General features: G+C 60.8%; 23 protein-coding genes. 12 read left to right on the top strand and 11 right to left on the bottom strand.

Annotated features, from left to right (window positions below; translation table 11 throughout):
• The first annotated feature begins 13 nt into the window (after positions 1–13).
• Both A6U87_RS18505 and A6U87_RS18500 read left to right on the top strand, forming a co-directional pair.
• Complete coding sequence (locus tag A6U87_RS18505) at positions 14–865, top strand: LysR family transcriptional regulator (protein WP_065692982.1); 852 nt, start codon at positions 14–16, stop codon at positions 863–865.
• 124 nt (positions 866–989) lie between these two features.
• Positions 990–2,639 (top strand): glycoside hydrolase family 3 protein, encoded by a 1,650-nt coding sequence (locus A6U87_RS18500; RefSeq protein ID WP_065692753.1) that lies wholly within the window; start codon positions 990–992, stop codon positions 2,637–2,639.
• 86 nt (positions 2,640–2,725) lie between these two features.
• Here the strand turns inward: A6U87_RS18500 and pcaF are convergent, their stop codons facing one another.
• Genes pcaF through A6U87_RS18485 form a run of 3 tightly spaced genes read right to left on the bottom strand, consistent with a single transcriptional unit; the run spans position 2,726 to position 5,336 of the window.
• On the bottom strand, positions 2,726–3,931 hold the full coding sequence (gene pcaF / locus A6U87_RS18495) for a 3-oxoadipyl-CoA thiolase (protein ID WP_065692752.1): 1,206 nt from the start codon (positions 3,929–3,931) through the stop codon (positions 2,726–2,728).
• Positions 3,932–3,942: 11 nt separating this feature from the next.
• The gene (locus A6U87_RS18490) at positions 3,943–4,632 is read right to left on the bottom strand and encodes a CoA transferase subunit B (protein WP_065692751.1); all 690 of its coding nucleotides are present in this window, start codon (positions 4,630–4,632) and stop codon (positions 3,943–3,945) included.
• Positions 4,629–5,336, bottom strand: a complete 708-nt coding sequence (locus A6U87_RS18485; RefSeq protein ID WP_065692750.1) for a 3-oxoacid CoA-transferase subunit A — start codon at positions 5,334–5,336, stop codon at positions 4,629–4,631. Before A6U87_RS18485 ends, A6U87_RS18490 begins: the two co-directional genes overlap by 4 nt.
• A 163-nt stretch (positions 5,337–5,499) precedes the next feature.
• On the opposite strand from A6U87_RS18485, the gene A6U87_RS18480 reads away from it, so the two are divergent.
• The 7 genes from A6U87_RS18480 to A6U87_RS18450 all read left to right on the top strand — a co-directional run bounded on the left by A6U87_RS18480 (position 5,500) and on the right by A6U87_RS18450 (position 12,769).
• On the top strand, positions 5,500–6,255 hold the full coding sequence (locus A6U87_RS18480) for an IclR family transcriptional regulator C-terminal domain-containing protein (RefSeq protein WP_065692981.1): 756 nt from the start codon (positions 5,500–5,502) through the stop codon (positions 6,253–6,255).
• 409 nt (positions 6,256–6,664) lie between these two features.
• On the top strand, positions 6,665–7,387 hold the full coding sequence (locus tag A6U87_RS18475; RefSeq protein WP_065692749.1) for a FadR/GntR family transcriptional regulator: 723 nt from the start codon (positions 6,665–6,667) through the stop codon (positions 7,385–7,387).
• Complete coding sequence (locus A6U87_RS18470; RefSeq protein WP_065692748.1) at positions 7,384–8,550, top strand: PLP-dependent transferase; 1,167 nt, start codon at positions 7,384–7,386, stop codon at positions 8,548–8,550. Before A6U87_RS18475 ends, A6U87_RS18470 begins: the two co-directional genes overlap by 4 nt.
• Positions 8,551–8,591: 41 nt before the next feature.
• Positions 8,592–9,851 carry a sugar ABC transporter substrate-binding protein gene (locus tag A6U87_RS18465; RefSeq protein ID WP_065692747.1) on the top strand — a complete coding sequence of 420 codons (1,260 nt, stop codon included), beginning with the start codon at positions 8,592–8,594 and terminating at the stop codon, positions 9,849–9,851.
• Between the two features lie 87 nt (positions 9,852–9,938).
• Entirely contained in the window at positions 9,939–10,874 is a 936-nt protein-coding gene (locus A6U87_RS18460) for a carbohydrate ABC transporter permease (RefSeq protein ID WP_065692746.1), read from the top strand.
• Positions 10,875–10,878: 4 nt separating this feature from the next.
• Positions 10,879–11,706 carry a carbohydrate ABC transporter permease gene (locus tag A6U87_RS18455; RefSeq protein WP_065692745.1) on the top strand — a complete coding sequence of 276 codons (828 nt, stop codon included), beginning with the start codon at positions 10,879–10,881 and terminating at the stop codon, positions 11,704–11,706.
• A gap of 4 nt (positions 11,707–11,710) precedes the next feature.
• Positions 11,711–12,769 carry an ABC transporter ATP-binding protein gene (locus A6U87_RS18450; RefSeq protein WP_065692744.1) on the top strand — a complete coding sequence of 353 codons (1,059 nt, stop codon included), beginning with the start codon at positions 11,711–11,713 and terminating at the stop codon, positions 12,767–12,769.
• Positions 12,770–12,803: 34 nt separating this feature from the next.
• Here the strand turns inward: A6U87_RS18450 and A6U87_RS18445 are convergent, their stop codons facing one another.
• Positions 12,804–13,244, bottom strand: coding sequence for a MarR family winged helix-turn-helix transcriptional regulator (locus tag A6U87_RS18445; protein ID WP_065692743.1), 441 nt, complete (start codon positions 13,242–13,244; stop codon positions 12,804–12,806).
• A 287-nt stretch (positions 13,245–13,531) separates the two neighbouring features.
• On the opposite strand from A6U87_RS18445, the gene A6U87_RS18440 reads away from it, so the two are divergent.
• Entirely contained in the window at positions 13,532–14,365 is an 834-nt protein-coding gene (locus A6U87_RS18440) for an alpha/beta fold hydrolase (protein ID WP_244499540.1), read from the top strand.
• A 274-nt stretch (positions 14,366–14,639) separates the two neighbouring features.
• Here the strand turns inward: A6U87_RS18440 and A6U87_RS18435 are convergent, their stop codons facing one another.
• The 6 genes from A6U87_RS18435 to A6U87_RS18410 all read right to left on the bottom strand — a co-directional run bounded on the left by A6U87_RS18435 (position 14,640) and on the right by A6U87_RS18410 (position 20,468).
• The gene (locus A6U87_RS18435; protein WP_065692742.1) at positions 14,640–14,891 is read right to left on the bottom strand and encodes a DUF982 domain-containing protein; all 252 of its coding nucleotides are present in this window, start codon (positions 14,889–14,891) and stop codon (positions 14,640–14,642) included.
• A 128-nt stretch (positions 14,892–15,019) separates the two neighbouring features.
• Positions 15,020–16,516 carry a sensor domain-containing diguanylate cyclase gene (locus tag A6U87_RS18430; RefSeq protein ID WP_065692741.1) on the bottom strand — a complete coding sequence of 499 codons (1,497 nt, stop codon included), beginning with the start codon at positions 16,514–16,516 and terminating at the stop codon, positions 15,020–15,022.
• A gap of 141 nt (positions 16,517–16,657) precedes the next feature.
• Positions 16,658–17,701 (bottom strand): sulfate/molybdate ABC transporter ATP-binding protein, encoded by a 1,044-nt coding sequence (locus A6U87_RS18425; RefSeq protein ID WP_065692740.1) that lies wholly within the window; start codon positions 17,699–17,701, stop codon positions 16,658–16,660.
• 10 nt (positions 17,702–17,711) lie between these two features.
• Complete coding sequence (cysW, locus tag A6U87_RS18420; RefSeq protein ID WP_065692739.1) at positions 17,712–18,587, bottom strand: sulfate ABC transporter permease subunit CysW; 876 nt, start codon at positions 18,585–18,587, stop codon at positions 17,712–17,714.
• Positions 18,577–19,434 (bottom strand): sulfate ABC transporter permease subunit CysT, encoded by an 858-nt coding sequence (gene cysT / locus A6U87_RS18415; RefSeq protein WP_065692738.1) that lies wholly within the window; start codon positions 19,432–19,434, stop codon positions 18,577–18,579. The genes cysW and cysT overlap by 11 nt, the downstream gene beginning before the upstream one ends.
• A gap of 8 nt (positions 19,435–19,442) precedes the next feature.
• Positions 19,443–20,468 carry a sulfate ABC transporter substrate-binding protein gene (locus tag A6U87_RS18410; RefSeq protein WP_065692737.1) on the bottom strand — a complete coding sequence of 342 codons (1,026 nt, stop codon included), beginning with the start codon at positions 20,466–20,468 and terminating at the stop codon, positions 19,443–19,445.
• Between the two features lie 298 nt (positions 20,469–20,766).
• Between A6U87_RS18410 and A6U87_RS18405 the strand changes: the two genes are divergently transcribed.
• Both A6U87_RS18405 and A6U87_RS18400 read left to right on the top strand, forming a co-directional pair.
• On the top strand, positions 20,767–21,783 hold the full coding sequence (locus A6U87_RS18405) for a porin (protein ID WP_065692736.1): 1,017 nt from the start codon (positions 20,767–20,769) through the stop codon (positions 21,781–21,783).
• Between the two features lie 180 nt (positions 21,784–21,963).
• The gene (locus A6U87_RS18400; protein ID WP_065692735.1) at positions 21,964–23,007 is read left to right on the top strand and encodes an NAD(P)-dependent alcohol dehydrogenase; all 1,044 of its coding nucleotides are present in this window, start codon (positions 21,964–21,966) and stop codon (positions 23,005–23,007) included.
• Between the two features lie 49 nt (positions 23,008–23,056).
• On the opposite strand, the gene A6U87_RS18395 is transcribed toward A6U87_RS18400, so the two are convergent.
• Complete coding sequence (locus A6U87_RS18395; protein ID WP_065692734.1) at positions 23,057–23,560, bottom strand: GNAT family N-acetyltransferase; 504 nt, start codon at positions 23,558–23,560, stop codon at positions 23,057–23,059.
• Between the last annotated feature and the right edge of the window lie 98 nt (positions 23,561–23,658).

The following is a 23,658-nucleotide window of genomic DNA, read 5'->3' as shown; positions in this document are numbered from 1 at the left end:
GTTTGGAGTCGTCATGGAGTGGAGTGACCTGCGCGTCTTTCTCGCCATCGCCCGCGAAGGCACCCTGGGCGGGGCAGCGCGAAGAACGGGACAGACCCAGCCCACGATGGGCCGGCGCCTGAAAGCATTGGAGGAAGCGATGGGAACGACCTTGTTCCATCGCACCTCCGAGGGTTTCGTCCTGACAGAGCAGGGCGCTGCGGTTCTTCCTCATGCGGAGCGGATGGAGGAGGAAGCCCTTTCCCTGCAGCGCGAGGTCAGCGGCAAGACCAGGGACCTCAGCGGGCTGATCCGGGTCTCGTCGTCGGATTGGTTCGGCGTACACGTTCTGTCTCCGGTCCTGGCGTCATTCTCGCTGGCATTCCCCCGGATCATTGTGGAGCTGGTGACCGACTCGCGGCTCCTCAGTCTCGCCCGACGTGAAGCCGATGTCGTCTTTCGCATCCGGCCGTTCAGCGAGGCTGACGTCATCTCCAGGCGTCTCCTTCGCATCAACTATGGGCTTTATGCACGCGCCGACGACGAGGTCGGCGATCTCGGCGACGGATCCGGACACCGGCTCGTCACCATGGATGAAGCCTTTGGCGGCATGCCCGACGTCGAGTGGGCACACGAAGTCCTGCCGAATGCGCAGATTGTTGCGCGCAGCAACAACAGGGACGTTCAGGCGAGCCTTTGCGCCCATGGTGCCGGCATCGCCATCCTGCCGCGCCCGCTGGGCGACGCGCGTGCGGATCTCAAGCGCCTCCTATTCGACAGGACACCACCAAGCCGGGACACCTATCTCGGCTACCACAAGGACCTGCGCCGTTCCCCGCGCCTGCGCGCCCTGCTCGATCATGTGGTCAAGCGGCTGTCACGCTGAAGCTTTCCATTTCACGACACGACAGCTCTCGCGGACAACTTCGTGCTCGCCCGCAACACTTAAGCCGCCTACAACAGCACGACGGTTGCCCGAGAAAGAGGTAACTGATGACAGGGAGAAGCTCATGACGTTCGACGATCTCGCCAAGCCACCCTACAATCTCGACAGTCAGCGGATCGGCTGGGTGAAGGACGCTCTTTCCCGTCTCTCCGACGACGATCGGCTATCTCAGCTCTTCAACCTCGTGCTGTTCGGCAATGATCCCGGTGAGGTCGAGCGTATCAAGAACTTCCGGCCGGGGAGCATCACCCGCTTTGGCGGCGCCGACGCCACCACGGAGCGGGCCCTGATCGCGATGTTGAACAAGGCTCTCCCGGTGCCGCTCCTCGTCTCCGCCGATCTCGAGGGAAGCAGGCTCAGCCTGGCGGGCGCCGCCGAGATGCCCAACCCGCTGGGCCTCGCCGCGCTCGACGACGTCGAAGCAACCGAGGAAGTCAGCAGCATCATGGCGCAGGAAGCGCGCGCTGCTGGCATCAATTGGTCGTTCACGCCGGTGCTCGACATCAATGCCGCCTTCCGAAGCTCGATCGTGGCGACCCGCGGTTTCGGCTCGGACATCGAGACCATCGAGCGGCATGCCATCAAGCAGATGGAGGTCTTTCAGAGGCATGGCGTCGCCTCCGCCGTCAAGCATTGGCCCGGCGAGGGGTTCGACGACCGTGACCAGCATCTCCTGACGACGGTTAATCCGCTCGATTTGAAAAGTTGGGAGGAGAGCTTCGGCAGGCTTTACCGACGGGCAATCGATTCCGGCGTGCTGTCGGTCATGTCCGCGCACATCGCGTTCCCCGCCTTCATCCGTTCGCTGGTACCGGACGCAGGGCTGGAGGCTTATCGCCCGGCATCGATCAGCCGGCTGCTCAACGAGGATCTGTTGCGCAAGCGGCTGGGCTTTAACGGCGTGATCGTCTCCGACGCCACGCCGATGGCCGGCCTCGGGTCATGGTCGAAGCGTTCCGAGCATCTGCCTGAAATCATTGCATCCGGCTGCGATGTCATTCTCTTCTCAGACGATTGGGAGGCGGATATCGGCTATCTGAAGGCGGCACTTGCCGATGGCCGCCTGACCGCGGCGCGGATCGAAGACGCGCTCATCCGGCAACTTGGCCTGAAGGCTGCACTTGGCCTGGACCGACCCCAAACCGCACCGACGATCGACAAGGCCAGCAACAACGCGTTCGGCGAAGCGCTTGCCCGACGCATCCCGACCTTGGTCAAGGACGTCACCGAAACCCTGCCGCTCAATGTGAGGGATCACCGGCGAGTTCTGGTCTTCTCCGGCGACATCGTCATTCCCTTCCTCCGCGAACCATTGCAGTTCGCGCTTCCCGATATGTTGCGCCAGGAAGGCTTTGAGGTGACGGTGCACACGCCCGACAGCGACCTCGACCCCCGAAATTTCGATCTGGTTCTCTATCTTCTCGGAGACGAGACGCTTCTGACGCGCGGACGTGTATTCCTGGACTGGCTGAAACTTACCGGCAGTTTCGGCAATGCCATGCACAGGAGCTGGCACGAAGTTCCGACGGTGATGATTTCGTTCGGATATCCGTATCTGCTTTACGATGCGCCGCGCGTACCGACCTACATCAACGCCTACTCGACAACCGAGACGATGCAGCGCGCGGTCGTCGATGCGCTCATGGGCAGGGTGCCATGGAACCGCAACAACCCGGTCGATCCGTTCTGCGGACTGGATGACGCACGGTTCTGATCTAAAAGCCGGGCCATGAGCCATGACCCGGCGTTGACGTTACCGAGGCGCTCCGTCGAGCGCCTCGTCTTTGGTATCAAAGGCGACTAAACGCGCTCAAGGGCAATCGCGATCCCTTGACCGACCCCGATGCACATCGTTGCCAGGGCATATTTGCCGCCACGCAGGGAAAGTTCGAGCGCCGCGGTTCCGGAGATACGGGCACCCGACATTCCAAGAGGATGGCCAAGCGCAATGGCGCCGCCATTCGGGTTCACGTGGTCGGCGCCTTCCGCCACTCCGAGATCGCGAAGAACGGCGATGCCTTGTGAGGCGAAAGCCTCGTTGAGTTCGACAACGTCAAAGTCCGCCGGGGAAAGGCCAAGAAGAGCGCAGAGCTTTCTGGTCGCCGGAGCTGGGCCAAAACCCATGATCCGGGGTGCAACGCCGGCCGTTGCGCCACCCATGATACGAGCGATCGGGGTCAGGCCATACTTCTTGGCGGCGGCTTCGGATGCGATGATGAGAGCGGCAGCGCCGTCGTTGACGCCGGACGCGTTACCCGCGGTCACCGTGGCGCCTTCGCGCTTGTTCACCGGGTTAAGCTTCGCGAGCGCTTCCATGCTCGTCGCGCGCGGATGCTCATCCCTAGACACGATGATGGGATCACCCTTGCGCTGCTTGATGGTGACGGTGGTGATTTCCTTCGAGAGGCGTCCGTTGGCCTGTGCGGCCGCCGCCTTCTCCTGGGAGCGCACGGCAAACGCGTCCTGATCCTCTCGCGAGACCTTGAAATCGATCGCCACGTTGTCCCCGGTCTCGGGCATTGAATCGACGCCGTATTGCTGCTTCATCAACGGATTGATGAAACGCCAGCCGATGGTCGTGTCATAGATTTCCGCGTTGCGGGAAAAGGCCGAATCCGCCTTGGGAACGATGAAGGGGGCACGGCTCATGCTTTCCACCCCGCCGGCGATCATCAGCTCGGCTTCGCCGGCCTTGATGGCGCGCGCTGCGGTGATCACGGCATCCATGCCAGAACCGCAAAGCCGGTTCATGGTCGTGCCCGGAACGGATACCGGGAGACCCGCGAGCAGTGAGGACATGCGAGCAACGTTGCGGTTGTCTTCGCCGGCCTGGTTGGCACAGCCGTAGATAACGTCCGCGACAGCTTCCCAGTCGACGCCCGCGTTGCGCTCCATCAGAGCCTTGAGGGGAATGGCACCCAGATCATCGGGGCGCACAGCCGAAAGAGCACCTGCGTAACGTCCGATCGGCGTACGAATGTAGTCGCAAATAAATGCATCGGTCATCGGTCGTTTCCTTAAAGTTCCGGGACAACCAGGTCGCCGATTGGACCATCGACGATCAACGGAGCGCCGGTCATCGCTTGGAGTTCCTCGACCGTCATTGCCGAGAGCTTTTCCCGCACCACGAAGCGCCCGTTGACGACATCGATTACGGCGTGGCTGGTATAGATGCGGGTGATGCAGCCGACCCCTGTGAGCGGGAACGTGCACCGGTCGACGAGCTTTGGCTCGCCGTTTTTGGTGACATGCTCGGTAATGACGAAGACCTGCTTGGCCCCATGGACGAGATCCATCGCACCACCGACAGCCGGAACACCCTTGCTGCCGACCCGCCAGTTCGCAAGGTCACCGTTCTGCGCGACCTGATAGGCACCGAGGATCGCCACATCCAGATGCCCGCCGCGGACCATGGCAAAGCTGTCGGCATGATGGAAGAAGGCCGAACCCGGCTTGAGGGTGACCGCCTTCTTGCCGGCGTTAATCAGATCCCAGTCTTCTTCGCCTGCAGGCGGAGCCTCGCCGAAATCGAGGATGCCGTTCTCCGTATGAAAGATCGCCTGTCGGCCTGGAGGCTGATACTTCGCGACCATCTCTGGAAAGCCGATGCCGAGATTGACGTAGGCGCCATCCTCAATGTCCTGTGCCGCACGCCAGGCGATCTGCGAATTCGTCAGCTTGATATCTTCACGAGTATCGACGGTCATACGTAGGCCACTCCTGCGCGAATAAGATCTTCTTCCTGTTTCGGATCGGTGACTTCGACAACCTTGTCGACAAAGATGCCGGGCGTCACAACGTGCTCCGGATCGATGCCACCCAGAGGCACGATTTTCGAAGCCTGCACGATCGTCTTCGCGGCCGCCATGCACATCAGCGGATTAAAGTTGCGGGCGGCCTTGTTGTAGGTGAGGTTGCCGTGAATGTCGGCGACGTGGGCTTTGACGATCGCAAAATCGGCTTTCAACCAACGTTCCTGAACATATTGGCGGCCGTCGAACTCGGCGATCGGCTTGCCGACCGCGAGTTCAGTGCCAAAGCTGGTCGGCGTGTAGAACGCCGGGATGCCGGCCCCACCTGCACGGATGCGTTCGGCCAGTGTTCCTTGCGGAACGAGTTCAAGCTCGATTTCACCGGCGAGGTACTTTTCGGTAAAGGCGCGGGGATCTGAAGAGCGCGGAAAGGAACAGATCATTTTCTTGACCATGCCCGCATCGATCATGGCGGCAATGCCGATCCGTCCGTTGCCGGCGTTGTTGTTGATGACCGTGAGGTTTTTCGGCCCCTTGTCGATCAGCGCATGGATGAGCTCGATCGGCGCGCCCGAACCACCGAAGCCACCGATCATCACAGTCGCACCATCGCCAATTGCAGAGACGGCTTCCGCCGCGCTCCCAATAGTCTTGTCCATAGATGTCTCCTTGCCGATGCACGCACCTTATGCCGGCCGCGCCTCCTAGCCTTTAAATAAATCCAAGGGGCGAGTTGCAGCAATACCGAATGTGCGATAATTGATATTTGTTCATATAACGCACAAAGGCCGCCCAGTGACGAAAAATGAAATGCGCGCCACGTTGAAGGAAACCGATTTTGTCAGCGGCTTCGCAAAGGGCCTGCGCGTAATCGAGTCCTTCGGAGAACAGGATCGGCGCCTGTCCATCAGCGACGTTGCCAGGAAGACGGAACTTGACCGGGCAACGGTCAGGCGCTCGCTGCTGACATTGGTCGAGCTCGGCTATGCCGACTACGACGGGAAATTCTTCACCCTGACGTCGCGCGTCCTGAGGCTGGGGCATTCCTACCTGTCGGCGACGCCGCTGCCCTTGCTCCTGCAGCCCCATTTGGACCTCTTGTCCGACAAGACAGGCCAGAGCTCATCCGCCTCCGTTCTCGACGATACCGAGATCGTCTACATCGCGCGCGCATCCCAACGGCGGGTCATGTCGATCAACCTCAACCCCGGCAGCCGATTGCCGGTCTACTGCTCCTCCATGGGGCGCGTTCTTCTTTCGGCGCTTCCTGAAGATGACATCCGCAGCGCCCTGTCGAGAACGGAGCTGAGGGCCAACACCGATCGCACGATCGTCGACATCGATGAGCTGATGGCGGAGATCCGGCGCGTACGGGAGCAGGGCTATGCGGTGATCAATCAGGAACTCGAGCTGGGCTTGTGCTCGATCGCTGTTCCTCTTCGCAACAGAAGAGGTGTCACCATCGCAGCCTTGAATGTCGGCGCACCCGCTGCACACGTCTCGCCCGAACAGATGGTCAGCCTGTTCCTCCCGCTGCTGCAGGAAGCTGCCGAGAACATTCGCCTGTCCTTGGGTTGAGCGCGCCCCCGCTCTCGGATGAGATTCGCGCTGTCAGAGCATCCCGAATAGCGCGCTCTTGCGCTGTGGATATCGCGCGGCGCTCGTCGCGTTTAGGCCCCACAAGAACCTGAGCCGCCTCAACAAATTCGCGCGTCACTGGCATAGCGCCAACCTTGCGAGAGATGGCTTCGGGCGAGTTTAGTTCTTCAATATAAATCATTTAAAACAGTAGCTTAGGACGACACCCTCCACTGCCTGCAGGTTGCGTTAGCCAGATTTAGTTCCAAGATCTGGGACCGGATGGCCGCACCGCTCCACGCAAAATCACACAACTTAGAAGACGGCTTGACGCGTCGAAATCTTTGAGAAATGCTAAGATGTCAGACCAATTTATAAGGTCGGCTGCCTATAAGAATTTTGGGGAACCATGAAGGCACCAATCAGCCAGAGGCCGATCATTCGGCCGCTTCCGACGATGGATCGCGCGCGTCAGGTCACCGATGCGCTGGCGGACTACGTCAAGGACGCAGCGCTCGAGGCCGGCGACCGCCTGCCGGCGGAACGTGAGCTGATGGCGGCCCTCCAGGTCGGGCGCTCCACCATCCGTGAGGCGATCCGCCACTTCCAGGCGCTCGGCGTCATCGAGACCCGGAAGGGAAGCGGTACCTATCTGCTCAAGCCCGTCTCCAAGGCGACGATCCACATGCCGCTGTCGCTCGACACGACGCATCTGCGCGACGCGCTGCTGCAGACACTCGAAGTTCGACGCGGCATCGAATGCGAAGCCGGCATGGTGGCTTCCCTGAAGCGCACGCCACAGGACCTCGTCGTCATCGAGGAAAAGCTCAGCGAGATGGAGCGGGTCCACATCAAGGAAGGCACGTCGGGGCCGGAAGACCTTGCCTTCCACCTGGCCATCTACGACGCGACCCATAACCCACTGTTTCGCCAGCTTCTCGAGCAGATGCGCGAGACCTTCTGGCAGTTCTGGCAACACCCCTTCGAGCGGCAGGATTTCGCCCGCCGCTCCTTTCCGTTCCACCGCACCCTCTTCAACGCGATCGCCGCCCGCAATCCCGAGGCAGCGCGCGCAGAGACACTGAAAATCCTCGAAGTTGTCGAGGAAGACATTAAGGAAATGTCCAAATGAGCAACGGCGCAGACCCGTTCGAAATTGCATCCCTCATCACGGCGCACGACGAAGGAAACTTCGCCGAAGCTGTGGTGCCGCCGATTTTTCAGACATCGCTTTTCACTTTCTCCGACTATGACGACATGATCGCGTCCTACCGAGGCGAGAAGGTCCGGCCGATCTATACCCGTGGCCTCAATCCCACGGTACGCATGTTCGAAGAAATGCTGGCCAAACTCGAGGGTGCTGAAGATGCTCTCGGCTTTGCCAGCGGCATGGCGGCCATCTCGTCGTCGGTCTTGGCCTTTGTCGAGCCGGGCGACCGTATCGTCGCCGTCAAGCACGTCTATCCCGATGCCTTCCGCCTGTTCGGCACTATCCTGAAGCGCATGAAGGTCGACGTCACCTACGTCGACGGTCGGGACGAAGAAGCCGTCGCCAAGGCACTCCCCGGCGCCAAGCTGTTCTACATGGAAAGCCCGACCAGCTGGGTGATGGAAGCCCACGACGTCGGCGCGCTTGCCGCGCTGGCCAAGCAACATGGCGTCGTGTCGATGATCGACAACAGCTGGGCGAGCCCGGTCTTCCAGCGGCCGATCACCCTCGGCGTCGACCTCGTCATCCACTCCGCCTCCAAATATCTCGGCGGCCACAGCGACGTCGTCGCCGGCGTCGTTGCCGGATCGAAAGAGATGATCGCGCGGGTCAAGGCTGAGTCCTATCCCTATCTCGGCGGCAAGCTTTCGCCATTCGATGCATGGCTTCTCATCCGCGGCATGCGCACGCTGCCGATCCGCATGAAGGCGCACGAGGCGGCGGGCATGACCATCGCAAAGCGCCTGCAGGAACTGGATGTGGTGGAGACCGTCTGCCATCCGGGTCTCGCCAACCGCCTGCCGGCGGGCCTGAACGGCACGTCCGGCCTGTTCTCGTTCATTTTCCGGGAGGGCGTCGATATCCGCGCCTTCGCCGATCATCTCAAGCTCTTCAAACTGGGAGTGAGCTGGGGTGGACACGAAAGCCTGATCGTACCAGGCGAGGTGGTCCTTCAACAGAAGGCACAGCCAAACTCCGCGCATACCTTCGGGATCCATGCGCGGTCCGTACGCCTCCATGTCGGCCTCGAAGGAACCGAGGCGCTGTGGAGGGATATCGAAGAGGCGCTCGCCGTCGCTTCGTGACGCCTACAACCCGAGGAAAAACCTGGAAGGGGGAACCAAGCATGAAAAGACTGATCACCGCAACGCTATTCGCCACGATGATGGCCGGTACGGCGTTTGCCGATACCACGCTGAAGCTTGTCGAAGTCATCACCAGCCCGGAGCGCACCGAGACGCTGAAGTCGATCGTCGGCAAGTTCGAAGCCGCCAATCCCGGCACCAAGGTAGACATCATTTCGCTGCCGTGGAACGAAGCGTTCCAGAAGTTCGCGACAATGGTATCGGCAGGCGACACGCCTGACGTCATGGAAATGCCGGACACCTGGCTCTCCCTCTATGCCAATAACGGCATGCTGGAAAGCCTCGAGCCTTACCTGGCGAAGTGGGAATACACCGCCGGCCTGACGCCGCGTGCGCTTGAACTCGGCCGCGACGTCAAGAACACCGCTTACATGCTGCCCTACGGCTTCTATCTGCGCGCCCTGTTCTACAACAAGAACCTGTTCAAGGAAGCCGGCGTTTCCGAGCCGCCGAAGACGATGGACGAATTCGTCGCGGCCTCCGAGAAGGTCTCCAAGCTGCCGGGCAAGTCCGGCTACTGCCTGCGCGGCGGTCCGGGCGGCCTGAACGGCTGGGTGATGTTCGGCGCCACGATGGCGGGCTCCAACAAGTTCTTCAACGAAGACGGCACCTCGACCATGAACAGCGAAGGCTGGGCCAAGGGCCTGGAGTGGGTGGTCGACCTCTACAAGAAGGGCCTGGCACCGAAGGACAGCGTCAACTGGGGCTTCAACGAGACCGTCGCCGGCTTCTATTCCGGCACCTGCGCGATGCTCGACCAGGATCCGGATGCTCTGATCGCGGTTGCCCAGCGCATGAAGCCAGAGGATTTCGGCGTCACCAAGATGCCGGTCGGTCCGAGCGGCAAGGGCTTCACGACGATCGGCTTCGCCGGTTGGTCGATGTTCTCCACCAGCCAGAACAAGGACCTGTCCTGGAAGCTGATCGAAACGCTCGAATCGCCGGAAGGCAACATCGAGTGGAACAAGCGTACAGGCGCGCTGCCGGTTCACACCGCCGCGGCAAAGGACCCCTTCTACGCGAGCGAGCAGTTCAAGGGCTGGTTCGACGAACTGGCCGACGCGAACATCGTGCCGACCGTCATGCCGACCTACCTCGAGGAATTCGCCTTCTTCAAGGATTCGCTTGCCATCAAGACAACGCAGCAGGCGCTTCTCGGCGACATCACGCCGAAGGAACTGGCTGACCAGTGGGCAGACTACCTGACCAAGGCACAGCAGAAGTACCTCGCCAAGAAGTAATCTGACCTCCCGGGGCGGCGGCATCATCCGCCGCCCCGACCATCAGTGACCACAGCGCAAACGCTGCGAAACCGGAATTTTTGCCCGATGACCATGACCGCCGATACGCTCGACAGTCGCCGCGACCGCAGGCCGTGGCTGAAGCGCGTCGCCGATGCCTCGGAACCCTATCTCTACAGCGCGCCGTCGCTGATCCTCATCATTGCCGTGATGCTGGTGCCATTGACGATCGGTGTGTCCTACGCGTTCCGCGACATTCAGCTCCTCAATCCTTTCTCCGGCGGCTTCATCGGCCTCGATCACTTTCGCGCATTGTCTCAGGATGCGGCTTTTTACGGCGCCTTGAAAAATACGCTCTGGTGGACCGGCGCCTCCGTCATGTTGCAGTTCGCCTTCGGCCTGATCCTGGCCCTGCTGCTCGACAAGCCGTTCTGGGGCCGCGGTCTCGTGCAGGCGCTGGTGTTTCTTCCCTGGGCCGTGCCGTCGTTCCTCGCCGGTCTCAATTGGGCGTGGCTGTTCAATCCTGTTATCGGGCCAATTCCGCATTGGCTCTACGCCCTGGGCCTGATGAGCGAGCCGGGCAATATCCTGTCGGATCCGCACTATGCGATGTGGGGCCCGATCATCGCCAACGTCTGGTGGGGCATTCCGTTCTTCGCCATCACGCTGCTCGCGGCTTTGCAGGCGATCCCGCGCGACCTCTACGAAGCGGCCTCGATTGACGGCGCCACCTGGTTCCAGCGTTTCCGCTCGATCACCCTGCCGTTTCTGGCGCCGACGATCGCGATTACCGTCCTGCTTCGCACCGTCTGGGTTTCCAATTTCGCCGACCTGATTGTCGTCATGACCGGCGGCGGCCCGGCAGATCGCACGCAGATCGTCGCCAGCTATATCTTCACCCAGGCCTTCAAGCGGCTCGACTTCGGCTACGCCTCGGCCATCGCGCTGGTGTTGCTGGCGCTGCTGCTTGCCTATTCCATGCTGATCATCCTGCTGCGGCAGACCCTGCTGAACAAGGATTGAAGCCATGAGACGCATCCTTCCTACCATCGCACACCGCTTGGCGATCCTCTGCTACATCGTCTTCGCGCTGTTCCCGCTTTTCTGGCTGCTGAAGGTGTCGGTCACGCCGAACGACCTTCTCTATTCGGAAGGCGTACGCATGTGGCCATCGCGGACGACCTGGGAGCACTATTCCTTCGTCATCCAGCACAGCTCATTTCCGACCTTCTTCAAGAACAGCCTGATCGTGTCGGCCTCGACCGCGGTCGTCGTCACCATCTGCGCATCGCTGTCGGGCTACGCCCTGTCTCGCTTCAATTTCCGGGCGAAGTACTGGATCGTGGCGCTGATGCTGCTCACGCAGATGTTCCCGCTCGTCATGTTGGTGGCGCCGATCTTCAAGATCCTGACGCCTCTGCACCTGACCAACAGCCTGACGGGCCTTGTCGTCGTCTACACCGCCTTCAACGTGCCTTTCGCGACCTTCCTCATGCAGTCGTTCTTCGACGGCATTCCGAAGGATCTGGAGGAAGCGGCGATGATCGACGGCGCCACGCAGTTCACGGCCTTCCGGCAGATCATCCTGCCGCTGACCCTGCCGGGGATTGCCGCGACGCTCGGTTTCGTCTTCACGGCCGCATGGAGCGAACTGCTCTTCGCGTTGATGCTGATCAACGGCAACGACGCAGCAACCTTCCCGGTCGGACTTCTGACCTTCGTCTCGAAATTCTCGGTCGACTTCGGACAGATGATGGCAGCGGGCGTTCTCGCACTCATCCCGGCCGGTCTCTTCTTCCTTCTCATCCAGCGCTATCTCGTCCAGGGCCTGACGGCCGGCGCGGTCAAGGGTTAATCACATGGCATCGATCGACATCCAGAACGTCAAGAAGGCCTACGGCCACGTGCAGGTCCTGCAAGACGTGGACCTCAAGATTCAGGACGGCGAGTTCGTCGTCCTGGTCGGCCCCTCCGGCTGCGGCAAGTCCACGCTGCTGCGCATGATCGCCGGCCTCGAGGAAGTGACATCGGGCGAGATCCGCATTGCCGGAAACCGCGTCAACGAGTTGCACCCGAAGGACCGCGACATCGCCATGGTGTTCCAGTCCTACGCGCTCTACCCGCACATGAATGTCGCGGGCAACATGAGCTACAGCCTGAAGCTGCGCAAAACGGCAAAGGACAAGATCGCGAGCGCCGTTGGTGCGGCAGCCTCAAAGCTCGGCCTCGACCCCTTGCTGGAACGTCGCCCGAAGGCGCTCTCCGGCGGCCAGCGCCAGCGCGTCGCCATGGGCCGCGCTATCGTGCGCCAGCCGAAGGCCTTCCTCTTCGATGAGCCGCTGTCGAACCTCGACGCCCGCCTGCGCGAGCAGATGCGCGCCGAGATCAAGAAGCTGCACGGTGATCTGAAGGCGACTTCGATTTACGTGACGCACGACCAGATCGAGGCCATGACACTGGCCGACCGTATCGTCGCCATGCACGGCGGCGTGGTCCAGCAGGTTGGCAGCCCGCTCGAGCTCTACGATCGCCCTGCCAACCTGTTCGTGGCTGGCTTCATCGGTTCGCCCGGCATGAACTTCCTGGAAGCGACTTACACCGCTGGCGGTATCAAGTTGAAGGACGGAACGGTCGTTGCCCTGCCCGCACCCCTGTCTCTCGCCGACGGCGCCAAGGTGACGCTCGGCATTCGACCGGAGCACGTGCAGCTCAACGCAGATGGCAACGGCATCCAGGCCGGCGTCGAACTCATCGAGCCGACGGGCTTCGGGATCATCCTGCATCTGTCGCTGCATGGCCTGCCGTTCAAGATCTTCACGCAGAACCGCGAGGCGTTGTCGGCGGGGCCGCAGGTGACCGTGACATTCCCTGCCCAGCATCTGCACGTCTTCGACGACAGCGGAAAGCGGGTCGGCTGAGGCTTGCCAGCCTGCGCCGGGGTATCGGCGTAGGCTACATTTCTTCTGCGAGTGCAGACCGTAGCGCTTGTACCTGCCGGTTCAGCGCCTCGAACTGAGCCGGCGTCATCCCTGCGCGCGCAACCAGCGTTTCGCCAAGGCAGTTGCTTCTGACCAAAAGGTCGCGGCCGGCGGTCGTCAACCACACGTGAACCTGACGCTCGTCGGTCGTGCTGCGGCGACGTTCGACGAGACCTGCCTGTTCCATGCGCTTCACCGGCGGCGTGATCGTGCTCGATTCCAGAGACAGGCGATCGGCTATCGCGCCAACCGTCATGCCATCGTTTTCTCCAAGCACACTGAGAACCAGATACTGCGGGTAGGTTATACCCATTTTATCGAGCATCGGCTTGTAGGTGCGGTTGATCGCAATGCTTGCGGCATAGAGCGAAAAGCACAGCTGATCGTCCAGCGGGACGGTCTTTGAGTGGGCCATGAACGGCCTCCTGATGTTTCATCCTTAATATTCGTACCACGAAAAATGATATCGCGATAATCTTTTCTATGGACAGGCCCGGGAAAACCCGCTACCTATCTCGTTATCGCGATAACAACTATCGCGGCATAAATCGGATGGAGATCACGATGAGCCAGTCGAACACCGAAGCTACCCGCCGCACCGTCATGACCGCCGGCCTCGGCATTGCCGCTGCCGCGGTCGCAGCACCCCTTGCCTCGACCGCCCAGGCGGCGACGAAACAGCACGCGAAAGCCGAGGAAACCATGAGCAGCGGCACCATCACGACCAAGGACGGCACCGAGATTTTCTACAAGGACTGGGGAACCGGTCAGCCTGTCGTATTCCATCACGGCTGGCCTTTGAGCGCCGACGACTGGGATGCCCAGATGCTGTTCTTCCTGAACCAGGGCTATCGGGTGATCGCCCATGACCGCCGTGGCCATGGCCGGTCGAGCCAGACGGCTTCGGGCAACGAGATGGATACTTATGCGGCAGATGTCGCAGCGCTCGTTGCGCATCTCGATCTCAAGGATGCCATCCACGTCGGCCACTCCACAGGCGGCGGTGAAGTTGCGCGCTACGTCGCCCAGTATGGCGGCAAGGGCAGGGTGGCCAAGGCAGTGCTCATCGGCGCCGTTCCGCCCGTGATGGTCAAGTCCGCCGCCAACCCCAGCGGTCTGCCGATCGAAGTCTTCGATGGCTTCCGCACGGCGCTCGCAGCAAACCGCGCCCAGTTCTTCTACGACATCCCGGCCGGCCCGTTCTACGGCTTCAATCGCCCGGATGCGAAGGTGTCGCAGGGCATCATCAACAATTGGTGGCGCCAGGGCATGATGGGCGGTGCGAAGGCGCATTACGACTGCATCAAGGCCTTTTCCGAAACAGACTTCACCGAAGACCTGAAGAAGATCGAAGTGCCGGTCCTAGTGATGCATGGCGACGACGATCAGATCGTACCGATCGCCGATTCAGCCCTGCTGTCGGCCAAGCTGCTGAAGAACGGCACGCTGAAAGTCTACAAGGGCTTCCCCCATGGCATGGCGACCACCCATGCCGACGTCATCAACGCCGACCTGCTCGCATTCTTCAAGGCCTGAGCCAGCTCAAGCACATCAAACGGGAACGCCCTCAACGGAGGGCGTTCTCTTCGTTTTTGCGAGAGCAGGATTGCCGCTCTGGAGCAACAATCAGACTGCCGATCACGCCGATTTTTCCTGTGATTTTTCTGTGCCGCCCTATATCGCTATCGGGAGGAACGAACATGTCACCCGAATGGCCAATGTTCATCATGCAGTGCATTGTCCTCGCAGCGCTGGCGGGCGTTTTCGTCATAAGAGGCGAGGGGGACTGAAGCTCAAGCTTTGACGACCATCATTTTTCCTTGACGAAAACGTTGGCCTCAACCGCCGCGGCGATAAACGCACGCCTTGCCTCGACGGCAGGGCGCTTTCCTTCCAGAACCTCCAGGCAGATCTTCCGGGCATCGCGCAATTGCTTGCCCGCAACCACCGGCCATTGCCCACGCAGGACGGCCATCGCCTCACTCGTACTACCGATCGTCTCGAAGGCACCGGTTTGCGGTGACGTGTAGGAAATCGGTCGGCTCCACTTTTTCGTATCCATAGCGCATACCTCTCGCGAGACTAACGCAACGATAGGGATGCCGTTCCAAACTTTCCCACGACTATTGGATGTACGACACGCAAGCGAGGGCAGGGCAATTGACCTTGCCCTGCGACTGGAGCCTGCCACTACCCACCGAGACGGCTTGCGCTCACCTTCAACGGTGTTCCCGGCTCGTCGACGGCACCATCGGCTTGATGGCTGGCGCGATAGGACCGCTTCTGCTCGTACATGGCGAGATCGGCCCGTCGGACCATCGCCTCGATCGTTTCACCGCTCTCGCTCGTCGCCGCCCCTACGGAAATGCTGAGCGGCGCATTGGAGTAAAACTGGTTGTTGATCTTCAGGAGCTCGTGAATGGTTTCGACCATGGCGGTGGCCGCCTGCTTGTCCGCGCCGGGCATGAGAACGGCAAATTCGTCGCCGCCGATGCGTGCGGCATGGTCAGGCGCAGTCACGACACCATTCAACACTTCGCCAAAACGGCGAAGCAATGCATCGCCAGCGTCGTGACCGAGCTGATCATTGTTGGCCTTCAGCCCGTTCAGATCGATAATGACGGCCGAAACCGGGCGGAGCGACTTCCGCTCAAGCCTGTTCAGCTCATCCATGTAGAAGGCACGGTTGTGCAGCTTTGTCAGGACGTCGTGCTTGCCCAGATACTCGAGATAGGCCTCAGCCTTCTTGCGCGCGGTGATATCCGTCAGCGCGACCTGCACGAGTGACCAGTCGTCTTCATGTCCCGGCAGGACCGAAAACTGCAGCAAAACGAAGCGCTCAGAACCATCCAGCGCGTAATTGATCACTTCGCGCTGGTGGAAGAGGTTTCCATTCCAGAGTTCGATCAGTTGCTCGCGAAAGTGCTTTTCCATGTCGTCGCGGAAGATATCGCCGATGCGCTGGAACAGCGTATGCCGGTCCGGGGCACAGAAAAGCCCGAGCGTCGCCTGGTTGATATCGACGACCCTGATCTCGCTCATGCACTGGCGCACGAATTCCGGATGAACGTCCGTGAAAACACGAAAATCGACGATGCCGCGATTGCGCACATCGGTCAGCAGCGCCTTGATATGACTGAAGTCCTCGACCCAGAGCGACACCGGAGAATGCTCGAATATGCCTTCGGCATAGCGCCGGTTCTCACGTTCGGCGCGTCGTGCCTCTTCGCGATCCGTCACATCCTCGGTTGTGAGGAGCAACTTGCCAAGGGTGTGTTCATAGCCCGGCAGCACAGCGCCGCGCAGCTGAATATCCAGCCGCCGACCGGAAAGCGTATAGTTGACGGCACTGCCGCTGAACTCGGTCTTTCCTTCAAAAAGTGCGGCCAGTTCGTTGACATGGCTTTCCAGCATCTCGTCGCGAAAGACGCTGGAGAGGTTTGCCGTCAGATGGTCCACATCGTCCGCTTCGAACAGCTCGAGCGTCTTGCGGTTGACCTTGAGAACACGGATCTGCCGAGAACATGCCGCAACGCGACTGACGTCCTCCCTTAGGAACGCCCTGATATCCTCGACACCGTCGGCCCGCCAGCGTTCAAGCTGCTCCTTTACCCCGCTGAAATCCTCGAGCCACATGGAGATTGGCGCCAGATCAAAAATGTCGAGATCGGAGGCAATGCTTGTCATCAGGTCATGTCTCTCGCTGCAATCGGCATTGGGTGCACGGCCCGCGTCCGTGCACCCATCCGCTAACTCATCGGCTTTTAAGGCTGATTCGTAAATCGCAGTTTGAAGACAAAGTTATGGCGGCAGGTTGCTACCGCCCTCTCAAGCGCTCCGAAAGAGCTTCCAGCGGGTCGGGCGGAAGGCGATGCGATTGCGGTCGAGACCATCCGCCTGCGTTGGCGGCAGCTCGATCTCGATCGGCGGATGATCCCTGCCGATATTGACCTCGATATGCCGGGTGCCGGCGACACGACGGCTGCTCGTCAAAAGCCCGGCGATGCAGCCACCGCAGCCGTCACGCAGCTCGATGTCATGAGGACGGAAGTAGAGCTGGGCCTCGCCATCCGGCTGCCCCTCCGCCTTCAAGCCGAGCGGGCGATCCTCGAACCAGATCTCCCCACCGGTAATCTTGACCTGCAGACAGTTCGACTGACCGACGAAACCGAACACGAAGGGCGAATTGGGATTGTCGTACACCTCGTCGGGCGTGCCGACCTGCTCGATCGCGCCCTGGCTCATGACCACAACGCGGTCGGCGAGTTCCATCGCCTCGTCCTGGTCATGCGTGACGAAAACCGTCGTGTGCCCGGTCCTGTCGTGGATTTCGCGCAGCCATTTGCGCAGATCCTTGCGAACCTGCGCGTCGAGCGCCCCGAAGGGCTCGTCGAGCAACAGCACATTGGGCTCAACGGCCATCGCGCGAGCAAGGGCGACGCGTTGCCGCTGGCCGCCGGAGAGCTGTGTCGGATAGCGCTTCTCCAGACCGCCAAGCTGCACGAGCTCGATGAGTTCAAGGGCGCGCCGGCGGATCTCCGCCTTTGGCGGCCGGCGGGAGGCATGCCGAACCTTCAGGCCAAAGGCCACGTTGTCGAGCACGGTCATGTGGCGAAACAGGGCGTAGTGCTGGAACACGAAACCGATATTCCGTTCCTGCACGGTCTTTTTCGAAGCATCCTCGTCGCCGAAGTAGATCAGGCCCTCCGTCGGGCTCTCGAGACCGGCAATCAGGCGCAACAAGGTCGTCTTGCCCGAACCGGAAGGCCCAAGCAGCGCAATCAGCTCGCCGGAGCGAATATCGAGCGACACGTCATGCAGAGCCGGAAACCGCTCGAATTCCTTGCGCAGGTGTTGAACGCGAACTTCCATTCTAGATCCTTCAGTGCCGCCGGCTGGCGGCGATTTCGTCGCTGTATCGCATTTCGAGCAGCGTCTTCAGAACAAGGGTTACAAGCGCCAGCAACGCAAGCAAGGTGGCGACGGCGAAGGCTCCGGTGAAATTATACTCGTTGTAGAGGATTTCCACCTGCAGCGGCATCGTGTTGGTCTGTCCCCGGATGTGGCCTGAAACCACCGAGACAGCACCGAACTCGCCCATGGCGCGGGCGTTGCAGAGCAGCACACCGTAAAGCAGGCCCCATTTGATGTTGGGCAGCGTCACATGCCAGAAGGTTTGCCAGCCGCTGGCGCCGAGCGAGATCGCCGCTTCTTCGTCGCCCGTGCCCTGTTCCTGCATCAGCGGGATCAGTTCGCGCGCGACAAAGGGAAAGGTGACGAACATCGTTGCCAGAACGAGGCCCGGCACCGCGAAGAGGATCTTGATGTCATGCGCGCTAAGCCACTGCCCGAGATGGGTGTTGGCGCCGAGCAGCAGGACGAAGACCAGGCCCGAGATGACAGGAGACACCGAAAACGGCAGGTCGATCAGGGTCGTCAGAAACGCCTTGCCCTTGAACTCGAACTTGGCGATCGCCCAAGCGGCGGCAACCCCGAAGACAAGGTTCAGAGGCACGCTGATGCCGGCGACGATCAGCGTCAGCCGGATAGCCGAGAAGGTCTCGGCATCCTGCAGCGCAGTGAGAAACGCTCCCAGACCTTTGCGAAAGGCCTCCACGAAGACCGCTGCAAGCGGCAGCAGCAGGATCAGCGTCAGAAAGACCAGCGAAACGAGAATGAGCGTCCAGCGTGCAACCTTGTGCTCGGTCACGACCGAGCGAACCTTTGCAGCCGGCGCAAGCCCAGTATCAAGCGCCATAACCATACCTCCGCCTGCTCCAGCTCTGGATGAGGTTGATGACAAGCAGCATCACGAAGGACAGAACCAGCATCACGGCTGCAATCCCTGTTGCGGCCGCATAGTTGTATTCCTCCAGCTTGATGACGATGAGCAGCGGCGCGATCTCCGATTTGAACGGCAAGTTGCCGGCAATGAAGATGACCGAGCCGTACTCGCCAACACCACGCGCAAAGGCGAGCGCGAAACCGGTGAGCACCGCCGGCGCAAGCCCGGGCAAGAGAACCCGGAAGATCGTCTGCAGACGATTGGCACCCAGCGTGGCGGCGGCTTCCTCCACTTCCTTGTCGATCTCCTCCATGACAGGCTGCACCGTGCGCACGACGAAGGGCAGGCCGACGAAGACAAGGGCAACAACGATGCCGACCGGCGTGAAGGCGATCTTGATGCCAAGCGGCGTCAGGAACTGCCCGATCCATCCGTTCGGGGCGTAAAGGGTTGCAAGCGCGATACCCGCAACCGCGGTCGGCAGGGCAAAGGGCAGATCGACCATGGCGTCGATCACGCGCTTGCCGGGGAAGCGATAGCGCACAAGCACCCAAGCAAGAACGATGCCGAACACGGCATTGACACAGGCTGCGGCAAAGGCGGTGCCGAAGCTGATACGCAGCGCGTTCAGCGTTCGCGGATCAAGCGCAATCGCCAGGAATTTCTCCCAGCCGAGTTCGCTCGACCGCCAGGCAAGGCCAGACAGCGGGATGAGGATAAGCAGGGTGAGCCAGGTCAACGTAAGACCGAGCGCCATTCCAAATCCTGGAATGACGCTCGGCCGTCTGAACCGCCACCGCGTGGGGCTATGTGCTTTCATGCTGCGTATTATTGGGCCGGCTTGTAGATTTGGTCAAATACGCCGCCGTCTCCGAAGAACTTCGGCTGGGCTTCCTTCCAGCCACCGAAGTCGTCGATGGTCGCAAGCGTCAGCTTGGGGAACCGGGCGATATCGGCCGGATCGGCCGCTTCCGGCTTGATCGGGCGATAGAAGTGCTTGGCAGCAATCTTCTGGCCTTCATCGGCATAGAGGTAGTTGAGGTAGGCTTCGGCGACCTTGCGCGTGCCCTTCTTGTCGACATTGCCGTCAACGATGGCGACCGGCGGATCGGCGCGGATCGAGAAGCTCGGGGTCACGATCTCGAACTGGTCGGGGCCAAGTTCTTCAAGCGAGAGATAGGCTTCGTTTTCCCAGGCCAGCAGGACGTCGCCGAGGCCGCGCTGAACGAAGGTCGTGGTCGCGCCGCGGGCACCGGTATCGAGAACCGGAACGTGCTGCAGCAGCTTGGTGACATATTCCTGCGCCTTGGCGTCATCGCCACCATTGGCCTGCTTGGCCCAGGCCCAGGCCGCCAGGAAGTTCCAGCGGGCGCCGCCGGAGGTCTTCGGGTTCGGCGTGATGACCTGAACGTCATCCTTCACCAGATCGGCCCAGTCCTTGATCCCCTTCGGATTGCCCTTGCGGACGAGAAAGACGATCGTGGAGGTATAGGGCGTCGAATTGTTCGGGAACTTGGTCTTCCAGTCAGCCGGGATCTTGCCGGTCTTCTTGGCGATGGCATCGATGTCGCCTTCAAGCGCGAGCGTCACCACGTCGGCATCCAAACCGTCGATGACCGAACGGGCCTGTGCGCCGGAACCGCCGTGCGAGGCCTGTATCGTCACCTTCTCACCGGTGTCCTTTTCCCATTTCGCAGCGAAGGCGGCGTTGAAATCCTTATACAGCTCTCTCGTCGGATCGTAGGATACATTGAGAAGCGTCTGGTCGGCGAATGCGGGCGCGACGGCCCCGATCGCGACACTACCTGCCAGAACCGCGGCCGCGAGGAGCCGGGTGATCCGTATTGACTGCATGGAAACCTCCTTCGTTTATACCCAAACTCTACCAACTTGGTCGTATAATGAAACGAAGATTGTTTCTGTTCCGCGCGGGCCTCCTAGAATTGAGTCCCATTTCAAATGGCCTTTCGGAATGATTCTTCCGGCATTCGCCGCGATTAGCCCGCCGGGGGTGGGCCGGCTCACCCGGCCCAAACACGCACCTGTCACATTTTGCATACAGCCGAATCATTCGGTTTCACTTATAAAGTGCGAAGCGCTTGCACGCGTCTGGATTAGATAGCGCCCACTCTTGAAACCAATGGGTCATTGCATGTCTTTGAAAGCCGCCATCCTCGCATCCGCCGCTGCCCTGGCAGCCATCTCCACGGCGCAGGCCGCCGACGCCGTTGTTGCCGCAGAGCCGGAACCAGTCGAATATATTCGCGTCTGCGATGCTTATGGGACAGGCTATTTCTACATTCCAGGCACAGAGACGTGCCTGCGCATGGAAGGCTACATTCGCGTCGAGGAGCGTTTCGGCCGCGATGAATCCGAACCGTCGGACTGGTCGTCCTGGACGCGCGCTCAGGTCACGTTCAGCTCGAAGAGCGATACCGAATGGGGAACGCTCACCGGCCTGATCACCCTGCGCAACGAGGCTGAGAACGCCTCGGATTTCGACCCGACGCTCGACGAAGGTTATATCGACATCGCCGGTTTCCGGTTCGGCATGCAGTACAGCTGGTGGGATGACGACCCGAGCGGCGAAACCGACGTCGTTGCCAGCAACGAAACCAACCACAATTCGATCCGCTATCAGTACGAAGGCAGCGTCTTCACCGCGGGCGTTTCGCTCGACGAACTCGAAGACGAATACGCCACCAAGCCCGGCGAGGGACCGAACGATCTCGGCATCGCCGCGCAGGTCTCGTTCAAGGCCGGCGGCTTTCAGGGCTACCTGCTCGGCGGTTATGATACGGATACGAGCGAGGGAGCGATCCGCGCCATTCTCTATGCCGAGTTTGGACCGGGCCAGCTTGGCCTCTACGGCGTATGGGCAAGCGGCGCCAACTACTACTACGAGGAATCGGAGTGGACGGTCGGCGCACAGTACGAATACAAGGTCAACGACAAGCTGACCCTCATTCCCGGCGCGCAGTATTTCGAGAACATTGCGCTTGACGCCGATGGCGAAGGCTTCAGCGGCGGCAACGCCTGGACCAGCGGCATAACGGTGAACTACAAGATCGTTGAAAACCTCGCGACACGCCTGAGCCTCCAGTATCACGACGAGGAAGAAGGCGAGGATCAGGTCGAAGGCTTCCTCCGTTTCCAGCGCGATTTCTAAACACCCCAAAGACCGGCAGCCCCACGCTTGAACCCGTGTGGTGCTGCCGATCCATTTCTGAGCATTTTACCAACGCACGGGCAAAAGCCTCCGATTCAGAATTGAACCTGGCCGAGGTTGCGTCCTATAACCCTTCCCACATGCCGCTCGACTCGAGCCGGCGCCATGGGAGGAAACAGCATGACCAAAGTCCGCGCGCTGGTGCTCGAACGCCAGCATGAACTCGCCTTGCGCGACATCGATCTGCCGCTGGAAACAGGCCCGGGGCAGGTGAAGATCAAGATCCACACGGTCGGCGTTTGCGGGTCCGATGTTCATTACTACACGCACGGCAAGATCGGCCCCTTCGTCGTCAACGAGCCGATGGTCCTTGGACACGAGGCGGCGGGAACCATCATCGAGGTCGGCGCCGGCGTCACACACCTCAAGATCGGTGATCGCGTCTGCATGGAGCCGGGCATTCCCGATCCGAACTCGAAGGCCAGCCGCCTCGGCATGTATAACGTCGATCCGGCCGTGACGTTCTGGGCAACCCCGCCGATCCACGGCGTGCTGACACCCGAGGTCGTGCATCCGGCCAACTACACCTTCAAACTCCCTGACAATGTCAGCTTCGCCGAGGGCGCGATGGTCGAGCCCTTCGCCGTCGGCATGCAGGCAGCAACCAAGGCCAAGATTGTCCCCGGCGACACCGCTGTCGTGCTTGGCGCCGGCCCGATCGGAACCATGGTCGCCATCGCGGCGCTTGCCGGCGGCTGCGCCCGGGTCATCGTTGCCGACCTCGCACAGCCCAAGCTCGACATCGCCGCGAAATACCAGGGCGTCATTCCGGTCAACATCAGAGAGACGGACCTGAGGAAGGAAGTGGCCCGCCTGACCGACGGCTGGGGCGCTGATGTCGTCTTCGAATGCTCCGGCTCACCAAAGGCTTGGGAGACGGTCATGGAACTGCCGCGGCCCGGCGGCGTCATCGTCGCTGTGGGACTGCCGGTCAATCCGATCGGCTTCGACGTGTCGACCGCATCCACCAAGGAAATCCGCATCGAGACGGTGTTTCGCTACGCACACCAGTACGAACGCTCGATCGCGCTGCTCGGCTCCGGCCGTGTCGACCTGAAGCCGCTGATCTCCGCGACCTTCAGCTTCGAAGAATCGATCAAGGCGTTTGATCGTGCGGTCGAAGCGCGCCCCAGCGACGTGAAACTGCAGATCGTGATGGAATAGGCCTGAAGTGGCTGCCTTTTGGCAGCCGCTTTCTCACGCTTCCGCGAGATCAGATGGTCCTCATCATGAAGACCTCGGTGTGTTTCATGCTGTCAGGGATCGGGTAGAACGGCTGGCAGCGCGTAAACGCGAAGGACTCGTAGAGCGCAACCGCCTCCTTCATGTAAACCGTGGTGGCAAGCAGGACCGTTCGCCGCTGTCCCTTTTCGATCTCGCCCATGACCGTGCGCATGAGCGCGCGGCCGATGCCCTTGCCGCGATATGCGGGATCTACGTAGAACTTGTGGAGTTCGGTGGCGTGGTCGTCAAAGGGTGAAAAGGCGAGACATCCAGCGGGCATCCCATTCCAGGTCGCGATGAATAGGGCCGCATCGGCCGCCATGAATTTCGCCGCCAGGGTTTCGCTGGTATCTGTATGATACATGCCGAGCACGAGATCCGGCGAGAGACCATGAGCCTCGCTCTGGACCGCATCCCATTCGGCAAATGTCCGGCAAAATGCCCCGGCGATCTCGAAATCCCGTCGATGCTTCGCATTGGAGATGGAAATCATGCCATGCTCCCCTGACCGCGAAATGATGTGCCGTCATACCATGCCAAGGTACAAGTGGCCAAATGCACAACGTTGCGGCCTGGAGAGCGGGGACGAGG

Origin of the sequence: Rhizobium sp. AC44/96 (assembly GCF_001692185.1) — a bacterium.
In the GTDB taxonomy this organism is placed as follows: Bacteria; Pseudomonadota; Alphaproteobacteria; order Rhizobiales; family Rhizobiaceae; genus Rhizobium.
This window is presented reverse-complemented; position numbering and strand designations above follow the sequence as displayed.